The organism is Methylobacterium sp. E-005, from assembly GCF_022829725.1.
Lineage (GTDB): Bacteria > Pseudomonadota > Alphaproteobacteria > Rhizobiales > Beijerinckiaceae > Methylobacterium.
In genome coordinates, this window is the sequence record NZ_JAKSYG010000187.1 from 1 (window position 1) to 22669 (window position 22669).

The window sequence follows — 22669 nt, forward strand, 5'->3', positions numbered from 1 at the left end:
TCGTCGTCGACATCCTGCTCGGGGTCGTCGGCGCCGTCGTCGGCGGTTTCCTGTTCAACCAGTTCGGCGAGCCCGGCGTCTCGGGTTTCAACCTCTACAGCCTGCTCGTCGCCGTCGTCGGCGCTGTCATCGTGCTGGTCAGGGGAAACTTCTGAGCCCGGCTCGCCGCCGGGCCTGTGTCGACTACGTCGTTGTCGAGCACGGCGTGTCGGAACGGTTCGCTTGCCGTGTCCTGGGCCAACATCGTTCGACCCAGCGTAAGGTCGCCGTCCCGGTCGAGGACGAGGCCGCTCTGACGGACGCCATCATCGCCTTGGCGCTCCAGTATGGGCGCTACGGCTACCGTCGGATCACTGCGATGCTCCGGCGTGACGGCTGGACGGTCAACGTGAAGCGCGTCGAACGGATCTGGCGCCGCGAGGGCCTCAAGGTTCCCGCTCGCCAGCCGAAGCGGTCGCGCCTCTGGCTCAACGACGGCTCGTGCGTGCGGCTACGGCCGGAGCGTCCCGACCACGTCTGGTCCTACGACTTCGTCGAGCACCGCACCCACAACGGGCGCAAGTACCGGATGCTGAACGTCATCGACGAGTTCACGCGCGAGTGTCTGGCCATCCGCGTATCCCGCAAGCTGAAGGCACTCGACGTGATCGACGTACTCTCGGACCTGTTCAGCCTGCGCGGTGTGCCCGGTCGTATCCGCTCGGACAATGGTCCGGAGTTCATCGCAAAAGCTGTCCGAGATTGGATCGCAGCGGTTGGCTCGCAAACCGCCTACATCGAACCGGGCAGTCCGTGGGAGAATGGGTTCTGCGAAAGCTTTAACGCGAAGCTGCGAGACGAACTTCTCAACGGCGAAGTGTTCTACACCCTCAGGGAAGCCAGCGTCGTGATCGAGCAATGGCGGAGGCACTACAACAGTATCCGACCGCACTCGTCGTTGGGCTACCAGCCGCCCGCGCCGGAGGTCATCGTCTGGCCAACAGAACCAAGCAGCTCAGCGCTGCTCGCTCGCCCTGACATCGTCACCCGACCGACGATGCACTAACTTCGAACCTGGGCCACCAAATAGGGGCAGGCCAGAGTGTGTCGTGTAAGAGGCCGGCCTGCCTTGAAAGGACGTCGAGCACGCCCGGATCGATCGCCGTGACGAGGCCGTACGGGGCACTACCGGCCGTCGACAAGGCGAGCGTTAGGATCCGTCGACGGGCACGTTGGCGGTGATACAGCTTAGACGGTAACGCTCGTCTTGATCGTGGGAGCCGCGCGGCGAGCGCTACCAGTGTGCGCGCTCCTGCTCAGTCGGCATCCGGCCTTGCGGGGTAAGCTGGTCGACCACACCGGGCAACATTTGCGAGAGCTGCGACAGCAGGTCGGAGCTGCCCATTCCTGTCTGCTGCGAGAGCTGCCCCACCGTTTCCGGACTGAGCGCCGCTCCGAGATCATGCGGTGCGATCGCTTGGTTCTGGCTGTTGCCGATCCATGATTTGATCGCCCCTCCGTGTCCGGCCTGGGTGAACTGCTCGACCAGGGCACCGAGCCCACCGGCCGCGCCACCGCCCCCGAGAATACCATCGAGCCCACCCTGGCTGCCGCCGAGACTGCCGCCTGCATTGCCGAGCATGCCGCCGAGACCACCGCCCCCGGCCCGGGCGGCCAGAAGGCTCATCAGGACGCCCACAAGGGGATTGGCTCCGGCGCCCTGCTGCTGACCGGCGTTGCCCTCGACCATGCTGCCGATGATGCTGTCGAGTAGGCCCATGAAGTGTCCTCCTGATGCGGTCGCAGGCCGGGTGATCGTACTGGTCGCTGACGAGGCCGCTCTGGCGGGTGGATCCCGATAATTAGACCGGGTGATTGTAGACACGTACCCGGCGGGCACCGGACGTCCGCGTGTCCGTGCTAGTCACGGGAGCGCTGGCCGCATCGTCCGCACGCACAATCGAGCCTGCGGCTGCGTTCGAGCCGATCAGGGTCGAGGTATCGCTTTGCGGCTCGCCCGCCGTCTTGCTGCTCCAGCCCTCGCTCTCCCAACCCTGCGCACGCGCGTCGAGGTCGACGGCGCCGTGCTCCTCCAGGATGCGCGTGGCCACACCGGCGTGGGCCTCATCCGCCCTTACGGTCAGCAGCGATCCGCCCCGGCGCACGCCCTCGGCGTAGGCATGCGCATCGGTCTCGCTCACGCCGGCGCCGGTCAACGAGCCGGTCAAACCACCCGCTGCGGCACCGATGCCTGCACCGGTCAGCGTCGCCACAAGCCAGCCTGCGGCCACGACCGGACCGACGCCCGGAATGGCCATCAGCCCGAGGCCCGCGAGGAGGCCCGCGCCGCCGCCCAGGATCGTGCCGAGCGTCGCGCCGGTACCCGCGCCGGTGGCGGCATGGTCCGCCGTCTCGCCCGTCCCGGCGGTGCCGGTCTCCGCCTTGTTGCTGACGAGGCTGATATCTGAGTGCGGCACGCCGGCCGCCTCCAAGTTGGTCACCGCCGCCGCAGCGTCGTCGTAGCGGTCGTACAGGGCTGAGAGGGTCTGCGTGGGCATGACATGACTCCGAGATGTTCGAGCGGGACAGATCGAGCGAGAGGACCGGCTACTGGACAGCGACGTTGCCCTTGAAGTCGAGGCCGACGCTGGCAGGCTTGCCGTCCGCCATCGCGCTGGCGTGCCAGATACCGTCGCCGTCCTTTTTGAGATCCTTGACCTCGTGGTAGCCGGCCCGCTCGAGGCGGCGGCGAACCTCACCCTCAGTGAAGCTGTTGGCGCCCTGCTCCAGCTTGACGTTCGCCCCGGTGCCGGTGGCCGCGGGCCTGTCGTCATGGGCGTGATCGGTGTTCGGCCGGGTCACGGCGTTCTGCCCGCCGGAGGTCGCGCTGGAGGCGCCATCTGTCGCCGGCTGCCCGGTGACGGTTGTCTGCGCCAGTGCAGGCGCTGCCGCGAGCAGCGGTAACAGAACAAGGATCGAGCGGTTCAGGGACATGGCGGGGGCCTGTTTGTCTGGTTGTGCTGGAGGGACCGGCTGATCCGAACGCGGATCTCGACACGGTGCGCTGCCCGGAGCATCCAGGCTCCAAGCAGCGCCGTTCATGTCGATCAGACCGGCTTGCGGGCGCCCGGAGTGGTCCCGGTCGTCGCGGTGCCGGTCGTGCCGGTGCGGCTGACGTTGCCGCGCTCGTCCTCGACCTCGACCTCGGTGTGGCGTACCTTGTCGGTGACAGTCTCAGTACGCTGACCCGCGTCCTTGCGGATGCCGACCTCCTCGACCACGCGGGCCTCCTTCGACACCACCGCCTGCTCGCGCAGCTCGGTCGCCTCGATGGTCTTGCTCGCGAACAAGGCCTCGTCGGCCGCCGTCACCGGCCGGTCGACCGCACGCCGATCGACGTGGACGGTCTCGTCGCGCAGGGTGACCTGCTCCTCGACCGGCTTCTCGACCACGTACGAGCGCACCCGCACCCGGCCGCTCTCAGCCACGCGCTTACCGACATTGAGGCGCTCCTCGACGACCGGGATGTAATCCGTCTCGCCTGTCGTGCCGGCACCCTTCAGAGCTGCGCCGCCCGTAGCAGAGGTTCCCGTCGCTGTTCCGGTTGCCGTTGTGTCCATGACCGAGCTGGCTGCAGTCGTGCCACCCGTCGCCGAGTACCCGCTCCAGCCCTCCTTGCGCCACGTGGTCTCGCGCTGGTCGAGGTCGACCGAGCCGTTCTGCTCGAGGATGTCGTAGGCCGTCTCGGTCTGCGTCGGCTCGACGCTCGCGGTCAGCAGGGTGCCGCCGCGGCTCAGACCCTCACTGTAGGCGTAGCGGTCCTCCTCGGGCATGAAGAAGTCCTTGAGCGAGCCCCAGAAGCCACCCTCGTCCTTGCGGTAGTCGTACGACCCGCTCGTGCGTGCCGTCTGCGCGCCCTGCACGAGCTTGATCGCGGACTGCGGGATGCCGGCGGCCACGAGCTTGGCTTGCGCGGCCTGGGCCTCGGCCGGGCGATCGAACAGCGCGGTGATCGTCTGCGTCATGGTGTTGTCTCCTGGGTTGAAGGGGGATTCATCTGCTCGCTGGCGTGGCCGTCCGGGCTCACGCGTTCGACCACGGCGTGCTGCCTGCGCAGCGTCACCGGGACCTCGACATCCTCATCCGTTGAGCTTCGACGGATGTGCAGCTCTTCCTTCAAGACGAGGCGCTTCTCGACGACGAGGATCTCTTCGAGTACGGGGATGATCGTCACCTCGTCCTCCTCACGGACCACCGGGGGCACCTCGCCCTCCGGCAGCGTTCGGTTGATCGCCACCCGGGTGACCGCGACCATGTCGCTGCGCAGGCTCTCGCGCAGGACCTGATCGACATTCTCGGTGCGGGTCGAGACCCGCACTCGCCCGGTCTCCACCACCCGCTTGTCGATGCGGGCGGTCTCCACGACCACCGGGATCGTCAGGGTCTCACCGACGGCAACCTCCGCCGCCTCTACGCCCTGCGTCCGTGAAGGCTTAGTCTGGCTGGCGGCGGGATCGCTCATGGTCAGATCCGACGCTGGGTCGTGGGGGCGACGCCGGTGCGGCTCACCACCGGATCGACGGCGGCGCCGCGGCCCGCGAAGAAGGCCGCCAGAGCGCCGAGGATCAGAGCCAAGGCGCCGTAGAGCGCGCCCTGCGAGCCGACCCGCGCGGCGGCATCGGCCGCCTGCTTGGTCTGCTCCTTGGCCTTGGCTGTCGCGTCGTTGAACTGCTGCACGTATTGGGCGACCTGGGTCCGCGCCTGGTCGACCGGGATGTTCTGTGCCTTGGCGAGCGCCTGAGCGGCCTTCTCCTGCGCGTCCTTCTGCTGTGCAGCGTCACCGGTCACCGCCGCGCGCATCGCGCTGACGGCAGCGTTCTTCAGGGTCTCCGGGTCGTTGCCGGTGCCGTTGCGGACTTGGCCCTCGATGTTCGAGAACGGGTTGTCCATGCCAGGTAGCGACGGGGCGGCAGCCTGCGCAGCGGTCTTCACCGAGCCGCCGATCAGGTTGCCGGCGCCGCCCAGCGTGCTCGACACCGCGCTTGACGCGCCGCTGACGACACCGCTGACTGCCGACGAGAGCAAATAGACAACGACCAAGGTCGAGACCGCCCAGGCGATCAGACCGTGATAGGCGGTGGTGGTGTTGGCCGGCTTGCCCGAGAGGCGCCCGGCGAGCCAGCCTCCGGCGGCGGAGGCGAGGATGCCGGAGATCACGAACCAGATCCCGGCACCCGAGGACAGGCTGCTGGCGGTCGGGGTGCCGTTGCCCGCCGGGTCGACGGTCGAGAGGCCTATGCCGAGCCCGACCATGTTGAGGATGACCTGGGCGACCAGCGCGATCACCGCGCCGGCGAACACCGCGCCCCAGGAGATGGAATGCAGCGCCATCGTGCGCATGTCCTCCGCGGGGGAGACCGCGCTGGCGGTGGGGATGTCGCGGTCGTAGGCCGGACGTGTGGTATCGGGTGATAACGCCATGCTCGGTACTCTCAAGGTTCGTGTGGTTCGATTTTCGGCCGAGGTCGGCGGAAATGAGTTTGGCTGGGCTCAGAGCACCCGGCGGCGGCCGACCAGGGCGTAGTCGAGCGCAGCCCGACCACCGCGCCGACGACGGCGACTAGCAAGTCTGCGGGGGTTCAGCCCCGCGACGCCGGGCTGACCGAACTGGTTGCCGCCCGTGTGTCTGCTCGCGCTCCAGCATCACGGCCGCGTCGAGCGCTTCGATCTCGGCTCGGGGGTCGACGACATGTGTGCGGCTTCGATGGCGGCGATCTCGGCGGCGGCTTCCGCCTGGATCGCACGGTCACCCTCAATGATGCCGATGGCTTCCTTGATCAGCGCCCGGGCATGGTCGGGCGAGAGCACCTTCCGACGCCCGGCCACACGGATCTCCTCATATCAACCCGCCGGGATGATCTTCCGAGATGCTCGCGTGAACAGAGCTACCACTGCGTAATGAGGTGATCTACTCGAAGTTCCGACGATTTACATAAAGTACATTTGTACCAAATCGGCTTGGTAGTTCTGTCACGGTTTTTCGGCCTCAGCGCCGGTGCCGCGTGTTCGGCCCGATGCCGCGCTCCTGCGCCCACACCACCACCGCGCTGCGGCGGTTGACCCCGAGCTTGCGGTACAGGCTGGAGACGTGGTTGCGCACCGTGTTCGGCGAGAGCTTCAGCTCGGTCCCGATCTCGTGGTCGGAGGCGCCCTGGCAGATCCGCGTGAGCATGTCCCGCTCGCGGATCGTCAGGTTCCCGATGTCGACCGATGGCCGGACGGAGCGTGACGGGTGACGCAGGGTCGCCAACTTGTCGATCACCCCGTGGCTGAACCACGACGCGTCCGCCATCACCGCCTCGATGGCAGTGATCAGTTCTTGCTCCGAGCGCTTGCGACTGGTGATGTCCTGCAGGACGCACAGCACGCACGCCTCGCCGTTGATGCTCACCCGCTCAGCCGAGACGAGGCAGTCGATCTCCGCGCCCGCTGCATCTTGCAGCACGGCCTCGAAGCCGCGCACGCTGCCGAGCCGCCTCAAGTCGCGGGAGAACTTGCGTTGCTCGGCACAGTCGACCCAGAGCGCGAAGTCGGCGAGCGACTGGCCATCTTTGGTCTCAGGGGCGTACCCGAAGGTGGTGGCGAAGGCCTGGTTGACGCTGGTGATCTCCAGGCCGTCCGCATCCATCAACGCGCTCGGCACCGGCGAGAGATCGAACGCCTTGGCGAAGCGCTCCTCGCTATGGCGCAGTGCCATCTCGGCCTTCCGGCGATCCTCCAGGTCGGCGAAGGTGAACAGCATGCACGGCTCGACGCCGCCCGGGCCCGGCATCTCGATCGCATGTCCAGCCACGATGACGTAGCGGCCTCGGCCACACGGCGTGGCGAGCTGAGCCTCCATTTGCGGGATGGTGCGGCCTTCATGCAGGCGATGGATCGCCATCTCGCGCCGCTCGGCCTCGCGCAGCAGATCGATCTCGCAGAACGTACGGCCTAGTACATCGTCGCGATGGTAGCCGGTCAGGTCGAGGAAGCCATGGTTGACCCGCACGAAGCGCAGATCGGCGATCCGGCAGATGATTGCCGGGGCCGGGTTGGCGTTGAACATCCGCTCGAACCGGGCCTCGGCCTGGTAGCGCTCGCTCACATCCTGCATCACCAGGGCGAGGCCGCTGGGTGTGCCGTCCACATCAGTGGTCACCAGGCTGCGGATGCGGTGCATCCACCTGTGTGAGGGGTCTCGGGTCGGGACCAGCTCGACCACGACGTCGCGGAACACCTCGCCGGCGAGCACCCGGTCGAGGGGGTGCTGCAGCGGGCCAATCTCTCGATGATTGCGGTAGTGCAGCGTGAAGTTCGCGCGGTACTCGGACACGGTGGCGCCGAGGTCACCAGCATCCACAACCCCATGCATCATCACGGCGGCGGCGTTCGCATAGGCGATGGTCTGATCCGGCTCGATCAGGATCACGCCCTCGGACAGCCCGGCCACAATCTGCTGCATCTGTATGTGATGAGCTGCATCGGACATCGGCGTATCTCCATCCGAAGCGCCAACGCTCGAATGCGAGGAAAAGCTCAGACTGCCGCGTCTGCGCATTCCTGACCTGGCCGATCGCTCTCGATGGGCTAGCCGAGCGGATCTCAGGCGGCGGAACTACACCTATGATTGGGCGAGAAGTTTATTGGACACTAGTTGCAGTTTGGGTCGGCGGCTTCCGGTGAGGAACATGACTTCGACCGTGTCTTCATCCATCGTCGTGACATGGAGGCGGTAGCCCATATTCGTCGCCAGCATACGCGCCTGGTCCAGTGTACTGGCGGCCAAGATCATCGTGAACTCAGCTATGCCGGATGCGAGTTGAGCTGCGAGGAGACCAATTTCCACACCTTCGTTGAAAGTCTTGTCACGGCCAGCGAACCGCAGGCGCAGACCCGGCACGACATGGATGTGGCGCATAGCTAGTCCCTCCGGACACCTCCCAGTGCACAGCCAATGTGGTTAACATCGCGTTAGCCGCGACATGCTCTCGAAAAATTCTAAAATCCTGTCCCACTGCTCAAAGGCGGGCGCAGCCTTTCTAGCGCACGCGACGCACTTGTTCCAGAACGTGGCGTTTCGCGAGGTTTTAAGCTCGAATTCCAGCGCAGCCGTTCCCTGGAGCTTGCCCTATTGGAACGCTGCACTCCGCGCTCGCTTTGGGGCGAAATAGCGGGGTGAGGTTTCTACCCCAGGCTGAATTTGCCGAACGGCCGTATTGCCGGCGGGCTGTCAACGGTCATGGCGGCAGGGTCGGGTCGGTAGGAGGTCGTCCGACTTTCCCGACAAAACGGCTTCGAAACAGACGGGTCGGTTTCAGCCAGACCTAGAAACATGGTTATACGCGACCGTACGAGGTACGAAGAGACGCTGTGATCGCTTCCGCCGCAAAGCCCTTTGGTTGCGAGTTCGAACTCGAAGCCAGGGCTCGCGCTTAAGGTGTGAACCCGGCTACGACTTGCCGATGCCCGATCGTGGAGGGCGCAGGTAGCTCGCATGCCCGACACCCATCCCCTGATCCAGCGCTCAGGCTTGCGAGGCGCGCGTCCGCTCGCCGGGCTGCCCAGTTCGCCGCTCGCCTACGCCCTGCTCGCCCTGGCCTTGACGGCGGTCGGTTGGAACTTCGTCGCCGGCGATGCCGCCCGTCGCGAACGGCTGCAGCGCAGGGAGCTGATCAGTCACAGCGAGCGCCTGCTCTCGACGATGAAGGATCTGGAGACCGGCATGCGCGGCTACGCGCTCACCGGCAAGCCCGAGTACCTCGAACCCTATACCGATGCGCTGGGCCGCATCCCCGGCGAGAGCGCCTTCCTCGACACCCTCGACGGTGGCTCCTCCGATCCTGCGACAGCGGCACTCGGCCCCGTGCGCAAGCTGATCGGCGATGAGACGGTGTTCTCCGACCGGGTCGTGACCGCGCGGCGTGACCAGGGGTTCGACGGCGCGGAAGCATTGATCGAGACCGGCGCGGGTAAGCGCCTGATGGACGCGATTCGTGCCGCCACCGCGACGGCCAACCGATCCGCCGGAGAAGCGTTGGCGGAGAACGACCGCCGCGATAGCCTGCGCTACAGCGCTCTGTCGGCGTTCAGCCTGCTGTGCGCGACCTTCGCGATCGTGCTGCTGGCCCGCCTCGCGATGGTTCGCCGCCGCGAGAGCCAGCGCAGCAGCGGGCTGTTCGAGGGCGTGCTCGCCAATGCCCCGGTCGGGCTCGGCTTCCTCGACGGCGGGTTCAACATCCGTCACATGAACCGCGCGCTGGCGACGATGAGCGAGCGAGGCTTCGGCGCAGATCTCGGCGCACCGATCTGGACGCTACTCCCAAGGCTGGAAGAACAGCTCACCCCGCTGCTGGAGTCGGCGCGCGACCACGGCCTCGTCAGCGCCGACGTGCCGGTTAGCGTGCCGAGCGAGAGCGCGCCGGGCGGGATGCGCCACTTCCGCATGAGCTTCTACCCGCTGAGCCAGGATGAAGGGTCGGCGGTGGCCACCGGCGTCGGCCTCGTCGTGGCGGACGTGACCACGGCCGTCCTATCCGAGGCCCAGGTCCGCGCGGGCGAGGCGCTGCTGCGAACCGTGCTCGACACACTGCCGGTGGGCGTTCTCATCGCAGAGGCGCCGTCCGGACGGATCACCGGCCACAACGCCCGCGCCGAGAGGATCCTCGGTCACGGGGTACTGCCCGCGCAGCCCGGCGAGGGACCGGTGCGCTGGGTCGGCTTCCACGAGGATGGCCGGTCGGTCGAGCCGAGCGAGTGGCCGCTGATCCAGGTGGTGCGCGCGGGCGAGCCGCAGTCCGAGCTGGAGGTTGACTATCAGCGTGGCGATGGTGCCCGCGCCTGGGTCGGCTTCGCCGGCGCGCCGATGCGGGATGTCGAAGGCGCGCTTAGCGGTGCCGTCGTGGTGGTATCCGACATCGACGCGCGCAAGCGTTCCGAGCACGTCCTGGCGGCGGCAAAGGAGGCCGCCGAGGAGGCCAACCGCGCCAAGTCCGAGTTCCTGGCCAACATGAGCCACGAGCTGCGCACTCCGCTGTCGGCAGTGATCGGCTACTCGGAGATGCTGCAGGAGGAGATGGAGGACGCCGGCCAGGCGGACCTGCTGCCCGACATGAAGAAGATCGAGGCGAACGCGCGCCACTTGCTCGGGTTGATCAACGACGTGCTCGATCTGTCCAAGATCGAGGCCGAGCGCATGGAAGTTTATCCCGAGAGCCTCGACGTCGCCGCAACCGTGCGCGACGTCGCCGCCACGGTGGAAGCTCTGGTGGAGAAGAAGGGCAACGCCCTGGTCCTCGACATCGCGGACGGGCTCGGCGGCGCGTACACGGACGCGACCAAGCTGCGCCAGTGCCTGATCAACCTGCTGAGCAACGCGGCCAAGTTCACGGAAGGCGGGCAAATCATGCTGTCGGCACGCCGGCAGACGGACGCCGAGGGTGATCGGCTGGTGTTCGCGGTGGCCGACACCGGCATCGGCATGAGCGAGGAGCAGACGTCACGCCTGTTCCAGCGCTTCAGCCAGGCCGACGCCTCGACGACGCGACGCTTCGGCGGCACGGGGCTTGGATTGGCGATCACCCGGGCGTTCGCGCACATGCTGGGCGGCGACATCGCGGTCGAGAGCCGCGAGGGCGCCGGCACGACCTTCACCCTGACGCTGCTGGCGAGCGTGGCGGAGGGCGAGGAGAGACAGGCGCCGGTGAGATCCCCGCGGACGCCGCAACCATCGACCGAGCCGATAGCGGGCAGCGAGGTCCTGGTCATCGACGACGATCAGGCTACCCGCGACCTGCTCGCGCGCTTCCTGGCCAAGGAAGGCTTCCACGTCGCGACGGCGGGTGACGGAATGGCCGGGCTCGAGCAGGCACGCATACGGCGTCCGCGCGCGATCCTGCTGGACGTGACCATGCCGCGCATGGACGGATGGGCCGTGCTGCGCACCCTGCGCGCCGACCCGGAGCTCGGCGATCTGCCGGTGATCATGGTCACGGTGCTCGACGAGCAGAACCTCGCGTTCTCGCTCGGGGCGACCGACTACCTGCAGAAGCCGGTCGACTGGGCGCAGCTGAAGGAGGCGATGGAGCGGTTCCGGCCGAAGCCCCACGACGGGCCGGTGCTGGTCGTGGACGACGACGCCGACCTGCGCGCGCTGACGGCATCGCAGCTGACCCGGGAGGGCTGGCAGGTGGTCACGGCGGCGGACGGCCGAGCCGGATTGGCGGCGGTCGGTGAGCACCGGCCGCGGCTGATCCTGCTCGACCTAATGATGCCGGAACTCGACGGCTTCGGCTTCCTGCGCCTGCTGCGCACCCGCCCGGAATGGTACGACATCCCCGTCGTCGTGCTGACGGCCAAGGACGTCACTGCGGACGACTTCCGGCAGTTGGCCGGGCAGGCCGACCGCGTGGTGCAGAAGGCCGGGTTGTCCTTCTCCGACCTCTCGGCGCTGCTGAGGACGCTCTACGGAGCTGATCCCGCCGAGCAGCAGCACGGTGGACTAGAGTCGGTTCAAGCCGACGGGTCCGGGACAACGTCGTACGAGTGATCGGCTCGTCGGCTCATCCACCGGATCAAAGATGCGGATCGTCGGCTGCCCGGAGCCTGCCCACCGCGATGGCCGTCCGGAACGCCTGATAGTCTGCCTCGTTCCGATCGCCGTAGGCCATCGCCCAATCGGCCAGGGCCTCCCGCAGGTCGGCGCGGCTGTCATGACCGCAATACCCCGCGATCGCTGCCGCATCCCCAGTCCGCGCATGGGCCTTGGCGAGCAGGGCGCCGTAGGCGTGCGAGAAGTACAGGAGCGACCGGCCCGTCATGCGGGCGACTGGAATCTCGCCCTTCATGTTCTTCATCTGCCGCACGTAGAACGGCCGACCTTCGATGTTCGTCCAGCAGCGGATCGCCCACAGCCTGCAGCAGGCGCTGGCCGTAGATCACGCGCTCGCCTTCATGATCGGCATAGGGCTTGGGCATGCCACGCAGGTACGGCGCGTGGGCCGGTCGTACGGCTTCCTTGACCTGTAGGAAAAGCGCGTCCTGATTCGAGTTGCCGCACAACAGCGCTACGTAGGCACGGGTGCCGACGCTGCCGACGCCGACGACGCGGTGTGCGACATCGACCACGTGGTAGCGGCTGATCATGAACCGCCGCTCGCGCGGCAGCGTCTCGGCGTAACGCTCCAGCCCGGTTATGACGGCCTCGCGCGACGCCTCATCGACGCGGACGAGGATCGGCGCTTCCTCGCGGAAGTGCCAGCCGCCGTCCGTGCGCCGCTCCCCCACCCGGTCGAGCAAGCTCGTGTTGTTCTTCCGCCGTGCCTTCTCGACGGCTTTGCGTACCACGGCCTGCGAACGCGCGTCGATCTCAATGCCGGCGAAGGCGAAGTCCTCGGCGCGCGCCGCGCGCTGCCAGACGTCGGGCGAACCGCGCGGGGCGAGGTCGTCCATCGTGTGCTGGTAACCCACCACCGCGCTCAGTACCGCCTGCCGCCGTTCGGCCGGAGGGACATCGGCATCCCGCGCGGCGACCTCGATGCTCGCGCACAGGCGCTTCAGGTCCCACTCCCACGGCCCGACCGTGACCTCGTCGAAGTCGTTGAGGTCGAGCACCACCTCGCCCTGGGGTGAGCCGAACAGGCCAGAGTTCGAGATATGGGCATCGCCGTTCATGACCACGTCGATGGCGCCGCGCGCTCCCTGCGCGAGGTCCCACGCCATGACCTGAGCAGCCCCGCGCAGGAAGGCGAACGGCGAGGACGCCATGCGGGCGATTCGCAGCGGCATCAGATGTAACTGTCGACCCTCGTGGGCTGCCCCGATGAGCGCGACCGGGTCGGGTCGATCGCGGACGTGATCGAGCACGGCATGAGCTGAATGCGGCAGTTCCAGGCGCAGGATCTTGCCGGCGGTGCGACGTTTCTCCCACGGCTCCACGCCCGAGCGCAGGTCGACGTGTGGGAAGTCTGCGAGGGGTTCGAGGACCGCCTCCTCGGCAGCTTCGATTACCGCCTCATGCTGATCGGCCCCCGAGGTATCCGTGGGATGCGCTGACCATTCCATCGACCCCGTCCGACTGCTTCAAACCGTACCAACGGTCCGACCAAGGAATAAACCCGTCCGCTCAACGTGGACTTAATCGCATACCCCGCCTGAGCTAGCTTTGCCTGACTAGGCCTATCGCCTGCTTCATGACTACCCTCAATCTAGGTGGCGAGCTTCATAAGCAAGACCGTTAGTCCGCTTCGTCATCCTTTCTGTCCGGAAGCAGCCCTTCCACTTGCGGCCAGATCCGCTCGGCCAAATTGCGCGTGCGGCGGTCATGGAAACACGCTGGGCAGACCGCTGTAAACAGACATGGCGGCGCCCAGCAGACCTCAGAGTTTGCGAGCGTATTCATGGTGCCGGACGAAGTCGGGATTACAGGTCAGACTACCAGTATGACCGCTCTGCGCTCTTTACCAATCGGCGCTTTTGCCCATCATGCCCGTCGGAAAACGAGGTCCAAATGAGAGTGCCGTCGGTCGCTCCACGGTCGGCAAATCGCTGTCAATCCATGCAAAAAGTTCCGCCCGCAACGCGGTTATATCAACCCCCACCTCGGGTACGATAAAGGCTTTCAGGCGGACGCCCTCCTCCGGGCGCATCAGACGCACCGTTGCGTCCTTAACGCCGGGCCGATCACGGAGGCGCGCCGCGACCCGATCGGGGTACACGTTGATGCCGCCGACTTGTACGGCACCATCCAGGCGGCCCGCTAGCTCAAACCGACCCCCGTCTAGTCGCCGGATGCGGTCCGGCAACCAGATGCGCCGTCCAGATCGATGGTCGATCTCTGGGGCATCCTCGCTGACCGGTTCGACGAAATGCCAGTGTGGCATGAGGCTATACGAGAACTCCGGCCAGCGGCGCACAGCCACGCCGGCCGTCTCTGACGAGCCGTACACCTCTGTCATTGCCGCCAAGCCGCGTTCGCAGAGCGCAGCAATCAAGTCTCGCGGACACGGGGCGGTCGAGACCACGCCAGCGACGTCCTCCGGCCAGTTGGGCAGCGAGCGCTCCAGCCAGCGCCAGCGGTCGGGAAACGTGACGACGAGATCCCCCGGCGCGAGGCTGCGAGCGATCTCAGCAGCGCCAAGCTTCGTCGCGTCGACATGGTCGACGCCGAGCGCATCGGGCAGGAGAGCGGCGAACAGAAACCCGTAGGCATGGTGGGTGGGCACAAGGGAGACGACGCGTCGCCTGTTCCGGAACAGCTCACCTAGGAACGCGATCTCCGTGCGTAGAGCATCGGCCGTGTGCGCGTAGCGCTTCGGTCGCCCACTCGTGCCCGAGTTGTGAAGGTGACCGAAGCGACACCGGACCGCCAGGCGGCCTCGACTTGCTTGATCCAGGCCCCGAACGTGGTGTCCGCAAACAGCCCATCCTCACCACCCGCCTCGTGGAGGTGGAACATCTCGTTCACGGCCGAGGCCAACCACAACCGCTCCAGCGAGTCGCAGCCCAGCCCCTCTCCCGCTCCAGAGCTGATTTGCGTGGTCTCATTCCATGCAGGGGGCAGGTGCGTCGGTAGACGTGCGGCAGGATTCCCGCGGCCGCGCGCAACTAGGAGTTCAGCGGTGAGAAGACTTTGTAGAACGGTAGCGAGGGCGCTTTGGGACAGCATCACGGGATGACCAGCGTTCAGGCCGCGGCCTGATCTGGGTGTGACAACTCAACCCGGTCGCGGCCCGAACGCTTGGCATTGTACAGTGCGTTGTCCGCGGCCGCGAGCAGATCAGCTAGGGATGCGGCCGGATCCGTATCCAACGCAGAGCAGCCAAAGCTCGCGGTGATGCGCAGCTCGATCCCGCCCGCAACGATCGGCTCACTCGCGAGCGAGGTGCGCAAGCGTTCGGCGACGGCAGAGGCCTTCATAAGCGAGATCTCTGGCAGGAGCACCACGAACTCCTCGCCCCCCAAACGGGCGAAGATGTCCTCAGGACGCAGCTCCGTTTCGCAGCGGCGCGCGACTTCCCGCAGCACCACGTCACCTGCCGCATGCCCGTGCTCGTCGTTCACACGCTTGAAGTGATCGACATCGAGGACCACGAGAGCCAACGATCCCGCATCCCGGAGTGCCCGTACAAGTTGGCGTTCCGCCGTCTCGAAGAAGTGGGCCCGGTTGCTTGCACCCGTCAGATGGTCGCGCGTCAGCATCCTGCGCAAATCGGCCGTGTCACGCCCTTGGCGGGTCACCGCTCGTATGACCAGGGTGTATCCCGCAGCGGCCCCCGCTGGCTCGTTGCGCACGGCAACCAGCCGCTGGCACCAGTAGCGCCCACCGTCGGCCAGGGCGTGCCAGCCCTCGTGAAGGTACCAGCCGTCCCGTCGCGCCACGGCGATCGCCTCACCGGGCAGCGGCATCGCCGTGGCGCGGTCCGGGCGGTCGAACCATTCAAAGGGTCTGCCGAGGAGTTCGGCTTCCGTGAAACCGGTCTGGCGCGTCGCAGAGGGCGTGACCGCGTCAACGCAGCCATTCGCGTCCAGCGAGAGCACAGCGACATCATCGACGCCGTCGAGCAGGGAGGCAAACCATGTCTCGGCTTGCTTCAACCGCCGCTCGCGGGCGACCTGCTCGGTTACATCGGAAAGGGTCGCGACGTAGCGATCCTCGGTGAGCTTCACGATGGTGCAGGCCAAGATGGTGGACCGCTCCCCGCGTCCGGTCACGATGCGGTGGCCGTCACAGACTGTCCCCTGCGGTGGTGCGAAGATGTGGATCATGTTGCGCAGTTCCGGCGCGCAGCCGTCCATGACGTCGAACAGGTTGATAACGAACGGACGCCCCGCGATCGGCATGAGAAGGCCCATCGCGGCCGGGTTGACCATGCCAATGGCACCAGCCGCCGAGAACTCCACGAGACCGGCCGGGCAGGCGTAGAGGAACTGCAGCAGGGCCGCATTCTCGGCTTCGAGGTCAGTCGTCACGGCGGCCTCGCTCAGCGTTGGATGAGGATGTAGCGGCGATCGGTCTGCGGCGCCTTCAGCAGCCGCAACCGCACGGGCGTGGGGCGCATGCGGAGGGTGAGCACATAGTCGATGATCGCGTCGATCTCCGCCTCGTCCTCGAAGCGCTGCGCCACCATGAAGTTGTTCATGCACTGCGCGGTCAAGGAGAAGTAGTGCGTGCCGAGGACGGTCTCCCGTTGGAGACCAGCCAGCTGCGCTTCTGTGGCGTTGTAAATCTCGACGATGCCCGCCGATGACAGTCCGACCACCCCGAACGGCAGGACGTCGAGCCGATCCGCCTCAAGGGTGAGGAGCATATCGAGAGAGATGGCTTCGAAAGTGAGCACAGCAGGCCTCGCATGTCGGTCCGGGGATGCTCAGGCGGCGCTCATGCCAAGCTCAGCATCCACACCAGTCTCCGTTCTTAATCCAGTGGAGCCTCGCTGCGGGAGCCAAGTAGCCGGCAAACTCGCCACGGCAGGCTTAGCAAAGAGGTAGCCCTGGAACAGGTGAATGCCGGCCGCACGCAAAGTGTCGAGCTCGTTTTCTGTCTCCACGCCCTCGGCGATTACCGCGATGCCGAGCTGACGTGCGATCGCAACCACACCCACGACGATGGTCTGGCGAGCATGCGACGCTCCGATGCCGCGGATCAGCTCCATGTCGAGCTTTATGAAGTCAGGCTGAAAGCTCGCTAGCAGGTTGAGCCCGGCGTACCCTGCACCGAAATCGTCGAGGGCGGTGGCAAAGCCCTGCTTGCGATATTCGGTGATGATGCGCTGGACGTGAGCGACATCGGCCATGCGCTCGTTCTCGGTGAACTCGAACATGATCTGCTGGTGTGCGAAGCCGACTCGACGCGCCGCCTCCAGCGTCGCCCGGATGCATGCGGATGGCTCATAGACGGCGTTGGGCATGAAGTTGATGGACAGACGGGTATCTGGTTCGACGAACAGGGAGCTCGCTAGTTCAATCGCCTTCACACGACAGGCCTGATCGAATTTGTAGCGGTTTGCCTCATCGACCATCGCGAGAATCTGGCCGGCGCCCTGACCCGAGACGCCCCTGACTAACGCCTCATAGCCCCACACGCCATGTCGTTGGAGGTCGAGGATGGGATGGAACGCCATTGTGAACTCAAAGGGCAGCGGCTCACCAGCCTGGCAACCCTGGCATCCCCTTTTCATAGCTCAGGCTTCTCATATCGGCTTTGATCGGACACAGCTAACAGCTTGACGGTTTCGCTGACGTGAATTTCCGACGCGAATGAAGACTCGAGCGAAGGATCGTTTTCCGGGCGCACTCGCACGGCTGTACGTCGGAGTCAGGTCGGTAACGGCCTGTGTGCTTTGCCGTTCGATGTTCACCGAAGCGGAGCGGCAGCTTTCGGCCATTAGCCGCTTCAGACCGCCTGCCTGAGCGTCTCAGATGGGTGAGTTTCCGCCGGTCCGTTTCCGGGTGAGAGATCGACGAAGCGGACGTCGAATCGGCAAGCGATGGCCATCTGATTTCGTCAGGAGCATCCACACCAAGCTAAAATGCCTGGGCTATGCCGGCGAACACTCCGCGGCGTTGCCCGTACTGCGCGGCGAACACGCCGAGCCCGGTACCGTCGCGTATCTGGTAGATCTTGTCAGTCAGATTGACTACGTCGAGCCGCAGCTGCGCAGGCTTCCAGCCCGGCACCAGTTGCACATCGCGCGTCACACCCAGGTTGATCGGATAGTAGGCAGGCACGTGGCTCGTGTTGGCGAAGCCCGACCGCAACCCACTGCCGAAAATCCCGTCCATGCTGAAGCGCGTTCCGTCCAGCAGGGGCGACACCCCCCGGAATAAGTACGAGAACGCCCGCGCAATTCGTGAGGGATCGGCGCCGAGCGTGCTGCCGACGAAGCCCCTGGAGGTCCCGACCGCGGCTGTGTTCCCCGCGGTGCGGGCGGTGCTGTGGCGCCCGGCCTTCTACCGGTCGCACCTCGGCGCCCGTGTCAATGTGTTCCCCGGGAACGTCGAACTGCCGGAGCCGGTTGCGCAGACCGCATTCGGTGCAGGCCACGCGTTCGAGCCCCGGTCGGCCGCTGGCCAGGCCATCGAGCGGCTGATCCGCATGGATCCGAACGCCCGGATCGAGGTGACCAATGGCGTGCCGCGCGCCGTCAAATTCACCGGCGCGCTGGGCGAGGGCGGCAAGGGCCTCCCGCCTGCGCTCGATCCGGTCAACCTCGGCATGCTGCCGGACTGCTTCGGCGTGATCCTGCCGGAGGCCGCACAGTGACGGCGCACGGCGCGTCCTGCCTCGGCTGTCCGGCACCACTGATCGCCTGCGATCCGTACCGACACTGGAACGGATACGGCAATATTTGTCCAAAAAATGGACGGATAAGCTATGAAAAAGGCCGCAAATGAAATCAATTTCCTCATCGGCGAAGGTTTATTTCGTATATGCTAGTCGATCTCGACAAACAGTAAGGTATACGTGCTTGTGACATCTCGATTTTGGACGCGCCTCAGCGCCTCACCGGGGCTCCGAGCGGCTCTTGCGACGGTCGCCCTGAATCTCTGCCTTCCGGCGCCGGCCCATGCCCTCGACAGCGTCAAGGTCGGCCTCGCCATACCGCCGACGGTCACCGACGGCAGTGTTCAGGCGATCGCCGAGGAACTCGGGTTCTTTAAGCAGGAAGGCCTGGACGTCGCCTACGTCGTTCTTCCCGGGGCCGGCGCGTTGCTGCCGCAGTTGCTGCAGAAGACCATCACGATCGCCCTGCCGCTGCCCGAGACCCTGCTCGCCGCACACAAGGCCGGCGAGCCGCCGCTGCCGGTCGCCTATTTCTACAATGCCGGGCCTCGCAACACGCTCGAACTTGCCGTCCGGGCCGATTCCGACATCCGCAGCCTCGCCGACCTGAAGGGCAAGCGGATTGGCGTCGGCGCCCTGACCTGGGGCACGATCCCCCAGACGCGCGCTCTGATGCGCTCGGTCGGCCTGGAGCCCGGACGGGATGTCAGCATCGTGGCGGCCGGGGTGCTCGGAGCCGGCTTTCATGCGTTGCGGGAGGACCGGGTCCAGGCGCTCAACTTCAACAGCTCCTGGATCGACATCATGGAGGACCAGGGCATTCCGGCGCGCCGGCTGGATTATCCGCCCGTGTTCCGGCGCATGGTCGTCAACGGGTTCCTCGCGCACCGGTCGACGCTGGAGCAGAATCCTTCGCTACTCGAGCGCTTCGGGCGTGCCTGGACGAAAGCGCTCGCCGTCTGCGATCTGAACCCGAAAGCCTGCATCGAGGCGTTCTGGCGCAAGAATCCGTCCGTGGCGCCGCAGGCGGACCGCGACAACGCCTTGGAGGCGAGCACCCGGCTACTCAGGCGGTGGATCGAGCCGGTGATGCGGGACGAGGCCGGTGCCGCCCGCGTCCCAGGTGCCTACGATCTCACGATCATCGCCGCCTATGTCCGTGAGATGCATCGCTACGGCGAGTTCGCGACGGCCGACCTACCCCTGGCCGCCTATTTCTCGAACGCTCTCGTGCCGGGCTTCGCACGGTTCAACCGCGCGGCCCTCGAAGCGCAGGCGCGGGCGCTGCAATGACGGCCGCGCCCGGGTCCGACCATGTCCGCCTCGATGCTGTCCGCTTCGCCTATGGCGGGTCGGCGGGAGCCCCTGTCCTAGAGAACCTATCGCTGTCGGTGGAGGAGGGGGCCTTCGTGGCGATCCTCGGGCCGTCGGGCGGCGGCAAGTCCACGGTGCTGAAGCTCCTGTCCGGCCTGATCCGGCCGCAGGGCGGGACCATCCGGATCGACGGCACGCCAGTGACCGGCCCGCGCCGGGACGTCGGCATGGTGTTCCAGAAGCCGATGCTCTTGCCGTGGCGGAACGTGCGCGACAACGTCCTGCTGCCGGCCGGCTTCGCGCGTGCGGCCTCCGCGCGCGAGGTCGCGCGTGCCGACGCGTTGCTGGCGACCGTCGGCCTCTCCGACAGCGTGAAACTCTATCCGGGCCAGCTCTCCGGCGGCATGGCGCAGCGGGTCGGGCTGGCCCGGATGCTCCTGCACGATCCGCGCCTCCTGCTGCTCGACGAGCCCTTCTCGGCCCTGGACGCGATGACACGGGAGCACCTCTCCCTGGAGCTGCAGCGGCTCTGGATGGAGGAGCGCCGCACGGCCCTGTTCGTCACCCACTCGATCCCCGAGGCGCTGTTCCTGGCCGACCGGGTCGTCGTGCTTGCGGGGCGGCCTGGCCGCATCCTCGCCGACATGCCGGTGCCCCTGCCTCGGCCGCGCACCCTTGAGACGCTCAGCGGCGCGCAGTTCGGGACCCTCGCGCTTGAACTCCGCCGGTTGTTCGACGAGGCGGCCCGGCCCGGAGCCCGCGCCGCATGACCCTCCTGCGCAACACCGTCCCGCCTCTGATCACGCTGGCCCTGGTACTGGCTCTCTGGGCCTACGTCACCGGACCGGGCGGGCTGCCGAGCTACCTGCTGCCGGATCCGGTCTCGGTCGGTCGGGCGCTGTGGACCGGGCTCGTCAGCGGCGAGTACGGGCCCCACATTCAGTTCACCCTGACCTCGACGCTCCTCGGCTACGGCATCGGCTCGATCGCGGCCGTCGCGATCGGCGTCCTGGTGGCCGAGAGCCGGACCTTCGAGCGCTTCGTCTTCCCCTACATCGTGGCGATCCAGGCGATGCCGAAGGTCGCGCTCGCACCGCTGATTCTCGTCTGGTTCGGCTTCGGGCTCGCCTCCAAGGTCGTGCTGGTCGCGCTGATCTGCTTCTTCCCGCTCCTCGTGAACACGATCGCGGGCATCCGCCGGACCGACCCCGAACTCATCGACATGGCCCGGTCATTCTCCCGGCCGGCCTGGTGGATCTTCCTGCACGTGAAGCTTCCAGCGGCCGCCGGGGCGATCTTCGCGGGCCTTGAAATCGGGATCGTGCTGGCGCTGATCGGCGCGATCGTCGGCGAGTTCGTCGCCGCCGAGAAGGGGGTCGGCTACCTGATCGGCTCCGCGACGGTGAACATGAACGTCGCCACCATGTTCGCGGGCGTTCTGTTGCTCGCTGGGTTTGGCATCGTGGGAAGCGCGCTCGTGCACTTCGCCCAGAGGCGGATCGTGTTCTGGGAACGGGCACCGGATCCATCCACGCGAGGAGAGCGCGCATGAACCGAGATGCAACGCTGCCGGAGGCGCTCGCTTTCGCGTCGGCCATCGAACTGGTGCGCCGCCTGAAGGCGCGGGAGTTCACGGCGCGCGCGCTGCTCGAATTCCAGCTCGCGCGCGTGGCGCGGCTCAATCCCGAGATCAACGCGATCGTCTACACCGACCTTCCGGCCGCGCGGGACCGCGCCGACCAAGCCGACGCGGCTTTGGCCCGGGGCGAGGATTGGGGGCCGCTCCACGGACTCCCGATGACCGTGAAGGAGACGAACAACGTCGCCGGCTGGCCGACCACGTACGGCGATCCCGCCCTGGCCGGGGCGATCCCGCCGCACGGCGCCGTCATCGTCGAGCGGCTGCTTGCGGCCGGCGCGATCATCTTCGGCAAGACCAACGTGCCGATCAACGCCCTCGACTGGCAGAGCTACAACGCGATCTACGGCACGACGCGCAATCCCTGGGATCGCGAACGCACACCGGGCGGCTCGTCCGGCGGGTCGAGCGCGGCTCTGGCCGCGGGGCTCGTGCCCCTCGAACTCGGGAGCGACGCCGGCGGGTCGATCCGCTTCCCGGCCCATTTCTGCGGGGTCTACGGCCACAAGCCGACCCCGGGCATCGTGCCCGTCGCCGGCAACGAGCGCGGGACGAGCCTCCTCGACAATGACCTCGTAGTAAGCGGCCCGCTCGCCCGGACTGTGGCCGATCTCGGCTGCGCGCTCGACGTCATCGCGGGACCGGCGGGGCCGGCCGCCAAGGCCTGGCGCCTGGACCTCCCGGCGCCGCGGGCGACGCGCCTTGCCGAATTCCGGGTGGCCTACGTGACCGACTCGCCCATCGCCGAGGTGGACGAGCCGGTCCGGGCCGCGATCCGGACCCTGGCCGAGCGCCTCGCGGGCCTGGGTGCCCGGGTGACGGCCGATGCGCTCCCCTTCGACGATCACGCCGCGCATCACGCGACCTATCTCCAGCTGCTGCGCGGATCGGCGTCGGGCCGCCTCCCGCAGGCGGTGTTCGAGGAGGCCGTCCTGCGCGTCACGGAACCGGGCACGAACGCGACGCCCTACGTGGCGCGGATGGCGCAAGCGCACGCGCAGCACCACCGCAACTGGATCCTGGCCGAGGAGCGCCGTGCCGCGCTGAAGCGGGACTGGGCCGCCTTCTTCGAACGCTACGATGTTCTCCTCGCCCCCGTCACGGTCTGCGCCGCCTTCCCGATCGACGAGGCGCGGCCCCGTGAGGAGCGCGTCCTGCAGATCAATGGACACCCGGTCGACTATAACGACCAGCTCTTCTGGGCCGGTCTGGCGACGCTGCCATCACTGCCGGCGACGGCGGTTCCAATCGGCTTCGATGGTCACCTGCCGATCGGCATTCAGGTGATCGGGCCGCATCTGGAAGACCGCACGACGCTCGCTTTCGCAGCCGAGCTTGAGCGTCTGTATCCCTTCGTGCCGCCGCCGCGCTTCGCGCCGTCCCCCGGCCGGTGATAGCCGAACACACCCGCGCGG

The 22669-nt window shown here is 66.9% G+C and carries 21 protein-coding genes and 2 pseudogenes; 8 read left to right on the forward strand and 15 right to left on the reverse strand.

Going from position 1 to position 22669, the window contains the following annotated elements; translation table 11 throughout:
* Positions 1-155: GlsB/YeaQ/YmgE family stress response membrane protein (locus tag MKK88_RS21010; protein WP_244003179.1), on the forward strand; the 155-nt coding region annotated here is incomplete at its 5' end.
* Positions 134-1045, forward strand: a pseudogene (locus tag MKK88_RS21015) (IS3 family transposase); the annotation flags it as partial. The gene MKK88_RS21010 and the pseudogene MKK88_RS21015, both read left to right, overlap by 22 nt.
* A 228-nt stretch (positions 1046-1273) precedes the next feature.
* On the opposite strand, the gene MKK88_RS21020 reads toward MKK88_RS21015, so the two are convergent.
* The 9 genes from MKK88_RS21020 to MKK88_RS21060 all read right to left on the reverse strand — a co-directional run bounded on the left by MKK88_RS21020 (position 1274) and on the right by MKK88_RS21060 (position 7939).
* Positions 1274-1759, reverse strand: coding sequence for a YidB family protein (locus tag MKK88_RS21020; RefSeq protein WP_244003132.1), 486 nt, complete (start codon positions 1757-1759; stop codon positions 1274-1276).
* 82 nt (positions 1760-1841) lie between these two features.
* The gene (locus tag MKK88_RS21025) at positions 1842-2537 is read right to left on the reverse strand and encodes a hypothetical protein (RefSeq protein ID WP_244003134.1); all 696 of its coding nucleotides are present in this window, start codon (positions 2535-2537) and stop codon (positions 1842-1844) included.
* A 49-nt stretch (positions 2538-2586) separates the two neighbouring features.
* Positions 2587-2973, reverse strand: a complete 387-nt coding sequence (locus MKK88_RS21030) for a hypothetical protein (protein WP_244003136.1) — start codon at positions 2971-2973, stop codon at positions 2587-2589.
* Positions 2974-3086: 113 nt separating this feature from the next.
* On the reverse strand, positions 3087-4004 hold the full coding sequence (locus MKK88_RS21035; protein ID WP_244003137.1) for a YsnF/AvaK domain-containing protein: 918 nt from the start codon (positions 4002-4004) through the stop codon (positions 3087-3089).
* Entirely contained in the window at positions 4001-4501 is a 501-nt protein-coding gene (locus MKK88_RS21040; protein WP_244003140.1) for a YsnF/AvaK domain-containing protein, read from the reverse strand. Before MKK88_RS21040 ends, MKK88_RS21035 begins: the two co-directional genes overlap by 4 nt.
* 2 nt (positions 4502-4503) lie before the next feature.
* Positions 4504-5460, reverse strand: a complete 957-nt coding sequence (locus MKK88_RS21045) for a PhnA-like protein (RefSeq protein WP_409566689.1) — start codon at positions 5458-5460, stop codon at positions 4504-4506.
* A 222-nt stretch (positions 5461-5682) separates the two neighbouring features.
* Positions 5683-5865: a hypothetical protein gene (locus MKK88_RS21050; RefSeq protein ID WP_244003143.1), complete on the reverse strand. Its 183-nt coding sequence runs from the start codon at positions 5863-5865 to the stop codon at positions 5683-5685.
* A 160-nt stretch (positions 5866-6025) separates the two neighbouring features.
* Positions 6026-7510 (reverse strand): helix-turn-helix transcriptional regulator, encoded by a 1485-nt coding sequence (locus MKK88_RS21055; RefSeq protein WP_244003145.1) that lies wholly within the window; start codon positions 7508-7510, stop codon positions 6026-6028.
* 132 nt (positions 7511-7642) lie between these two features.
* On the reverse strand, positions 7643-7939 hold the full coding sequence (locus MKK88_RS21060) for a hypothetical protein (RefSeq protein WP_244003147.1): 297 nt from the start codon (positions 7937-7939) through the stop codon (positions 7643-7645).
* A 576-nt stretch (positions 7940-8515) separates the two neighbouring features.
* On the opposite strand from MKK88_RS21060, the gene MKK88_RS21065 reads away from it, so the two are divergent.
* Positions 8516-11566, forward strand: coding sequence for a response regulator (locus MKK88_RS21065; protein WP_244003149.1), 3051 nt, complete (start codon positions 8516-8518; stop codon positions 11564-11566).
* A gap of 25 nt (positions 11567-11591) precedes the next feature.
* On the opposite strand, the pseudogene MKK88_RS34125 reads toward MKK88_RS21065, so the two are convergent.
* From MKK88_RS34125 to MKK88_RS21100, 6 genes and pseudogenes are all read right to left on the reverse strand, one after another.
* A pseudogene (locus MKK88_RS34125) lies at positions 11592-13080 on the reverse strand (DUF2252 domain-containing protein).
* A 395-nt stretch (positions 13081-13475) separates the two neighbouring features.
* A complete protein-coding gene (locus MKK88_RS21080) occupies positions 13476-14240 on the reverse strand; it encodes a hypothetical protein (RefSeq protein ID WP_244003152.1) in 765 nt (254 codons plus the stop codon).
* A gap of 460 nt (positions 14241-14700) precedes the next feature.
* Entirely contained in the window at positions 14701-15987 is a 1287-nt protein-coding gene (locus MKK88_RS21085) for a sensor domain-containing diguanylate cyclase (RefSeq protein WP_244003154.1), read from the reverse strand.
* Between the two features lie 11 nt (positions 15988-15998).
* Positions 15999-16355 carry a hypothetical protein gene (locus MKK88_RS21090; protein ID WP_244003156.1) on the reverse strand — a complete coding sequence of 119 codons (357 nt, stop codon included), beginning with the start codon at positions 16353-16355 and terminating at the stop codon, positions 15999-16001.
* A gap of 30 nt (positions 16356-16385) precedes the next feature.
* Positions 16386-17195 (reverse strand): EAL domain-containing protein, encoded by an 810-nt coding sequence (locus tag MKK88_RS21095; RefSeq protein WP_244003158.1) that lies wholly within the window; start codon positions 17193-17195, stop codon positions 16386-16388.
* 346 nt (positions 17196-17541) lie between these two features.
* Positions 17542-17799: a hypothetical protein gene (locus tag MKK88_RS21100; protein WP_244003160.1), complete on the reverse strand. Its 258-nt coding sequence runs from the start codon at positions 17797-17799 to the stop codon at positions 17542-17544.
* Between the two features lie 88 nt (positions 17800-17887).
* Here MKK88_RS21100 and MKK88_RS21105 point away from each other — a divergent pair, with 88 nt between their 5' ends.
* The 5 genes from MKK88_RS21105 (at position 17888) to MKK88_RS21125 (ending at position 22648) form a co-directional block, all read left to right on the forward strand.
* A complete protein-coding gene (locus MKK88_RS21105; RefSeq protein ID WP_244003162.1) occupies positions 17888-18280 on the forward strand; it encodes a hypothetical protein in 393 nt (130 codons plus the stop codon).
* A 207-nt stretch (positions 18281-18487) separates the two neighbouring features.
* Positions 18488-19594 carry an ABC transporter substrate-binding protein gene (locus MKK88_RS21110; protein WP_244003164.1) on the forward strand — a complete coding sequence of 369 codons (1107 nt, stop codon included), beginning with the start codon at positions 18488-18490 and terminating at the stop codon, positions 19592-19594.
* Positions 19591-20385, forward strand: a complete 795-nt coding sequence (locus tag MKK88_RS21115; RefSeq protein ID WP_244003165.1) for an ABC transporter ATP-binding protein — start codon at positions 19591-19593, stop codon at positions 20383-20385. Before MKK88_RS21110 ends, MKK88_RS21115 begins: the two co-directional genes overlap by 4 nt.
* Positions 20382-21167 (forward strand): ABC transporter permease, encoded by a 786-nt coding sequence (locus MKK88_RS21120; protein ID WP_244003167.1) that lies wholly within the window; start codon positions 20382-20384, stop codon positions 21165-21167. The genes MKK88_RS21115 and MKK88_RS21120 overlap by 4 nt, the downstream gene beginning before the upstream one ends.
* Positions 21164-22648 (forward strand): amidase, encoded by a 1485-nt coding sequence (locus MKK88_RS21125; RefSeq protein WP_244003169.1) that lies wholly within the window; start codon positions 21164-21166, stop codon positions 22646-22648. The genes MKK88_RS21120 and MKK88_RS21125 overlap by 4 nt, the downstream gene beginning before the upstream one ends.
* Positions 22649-22669: the final 21 nt, after the last annotated feature.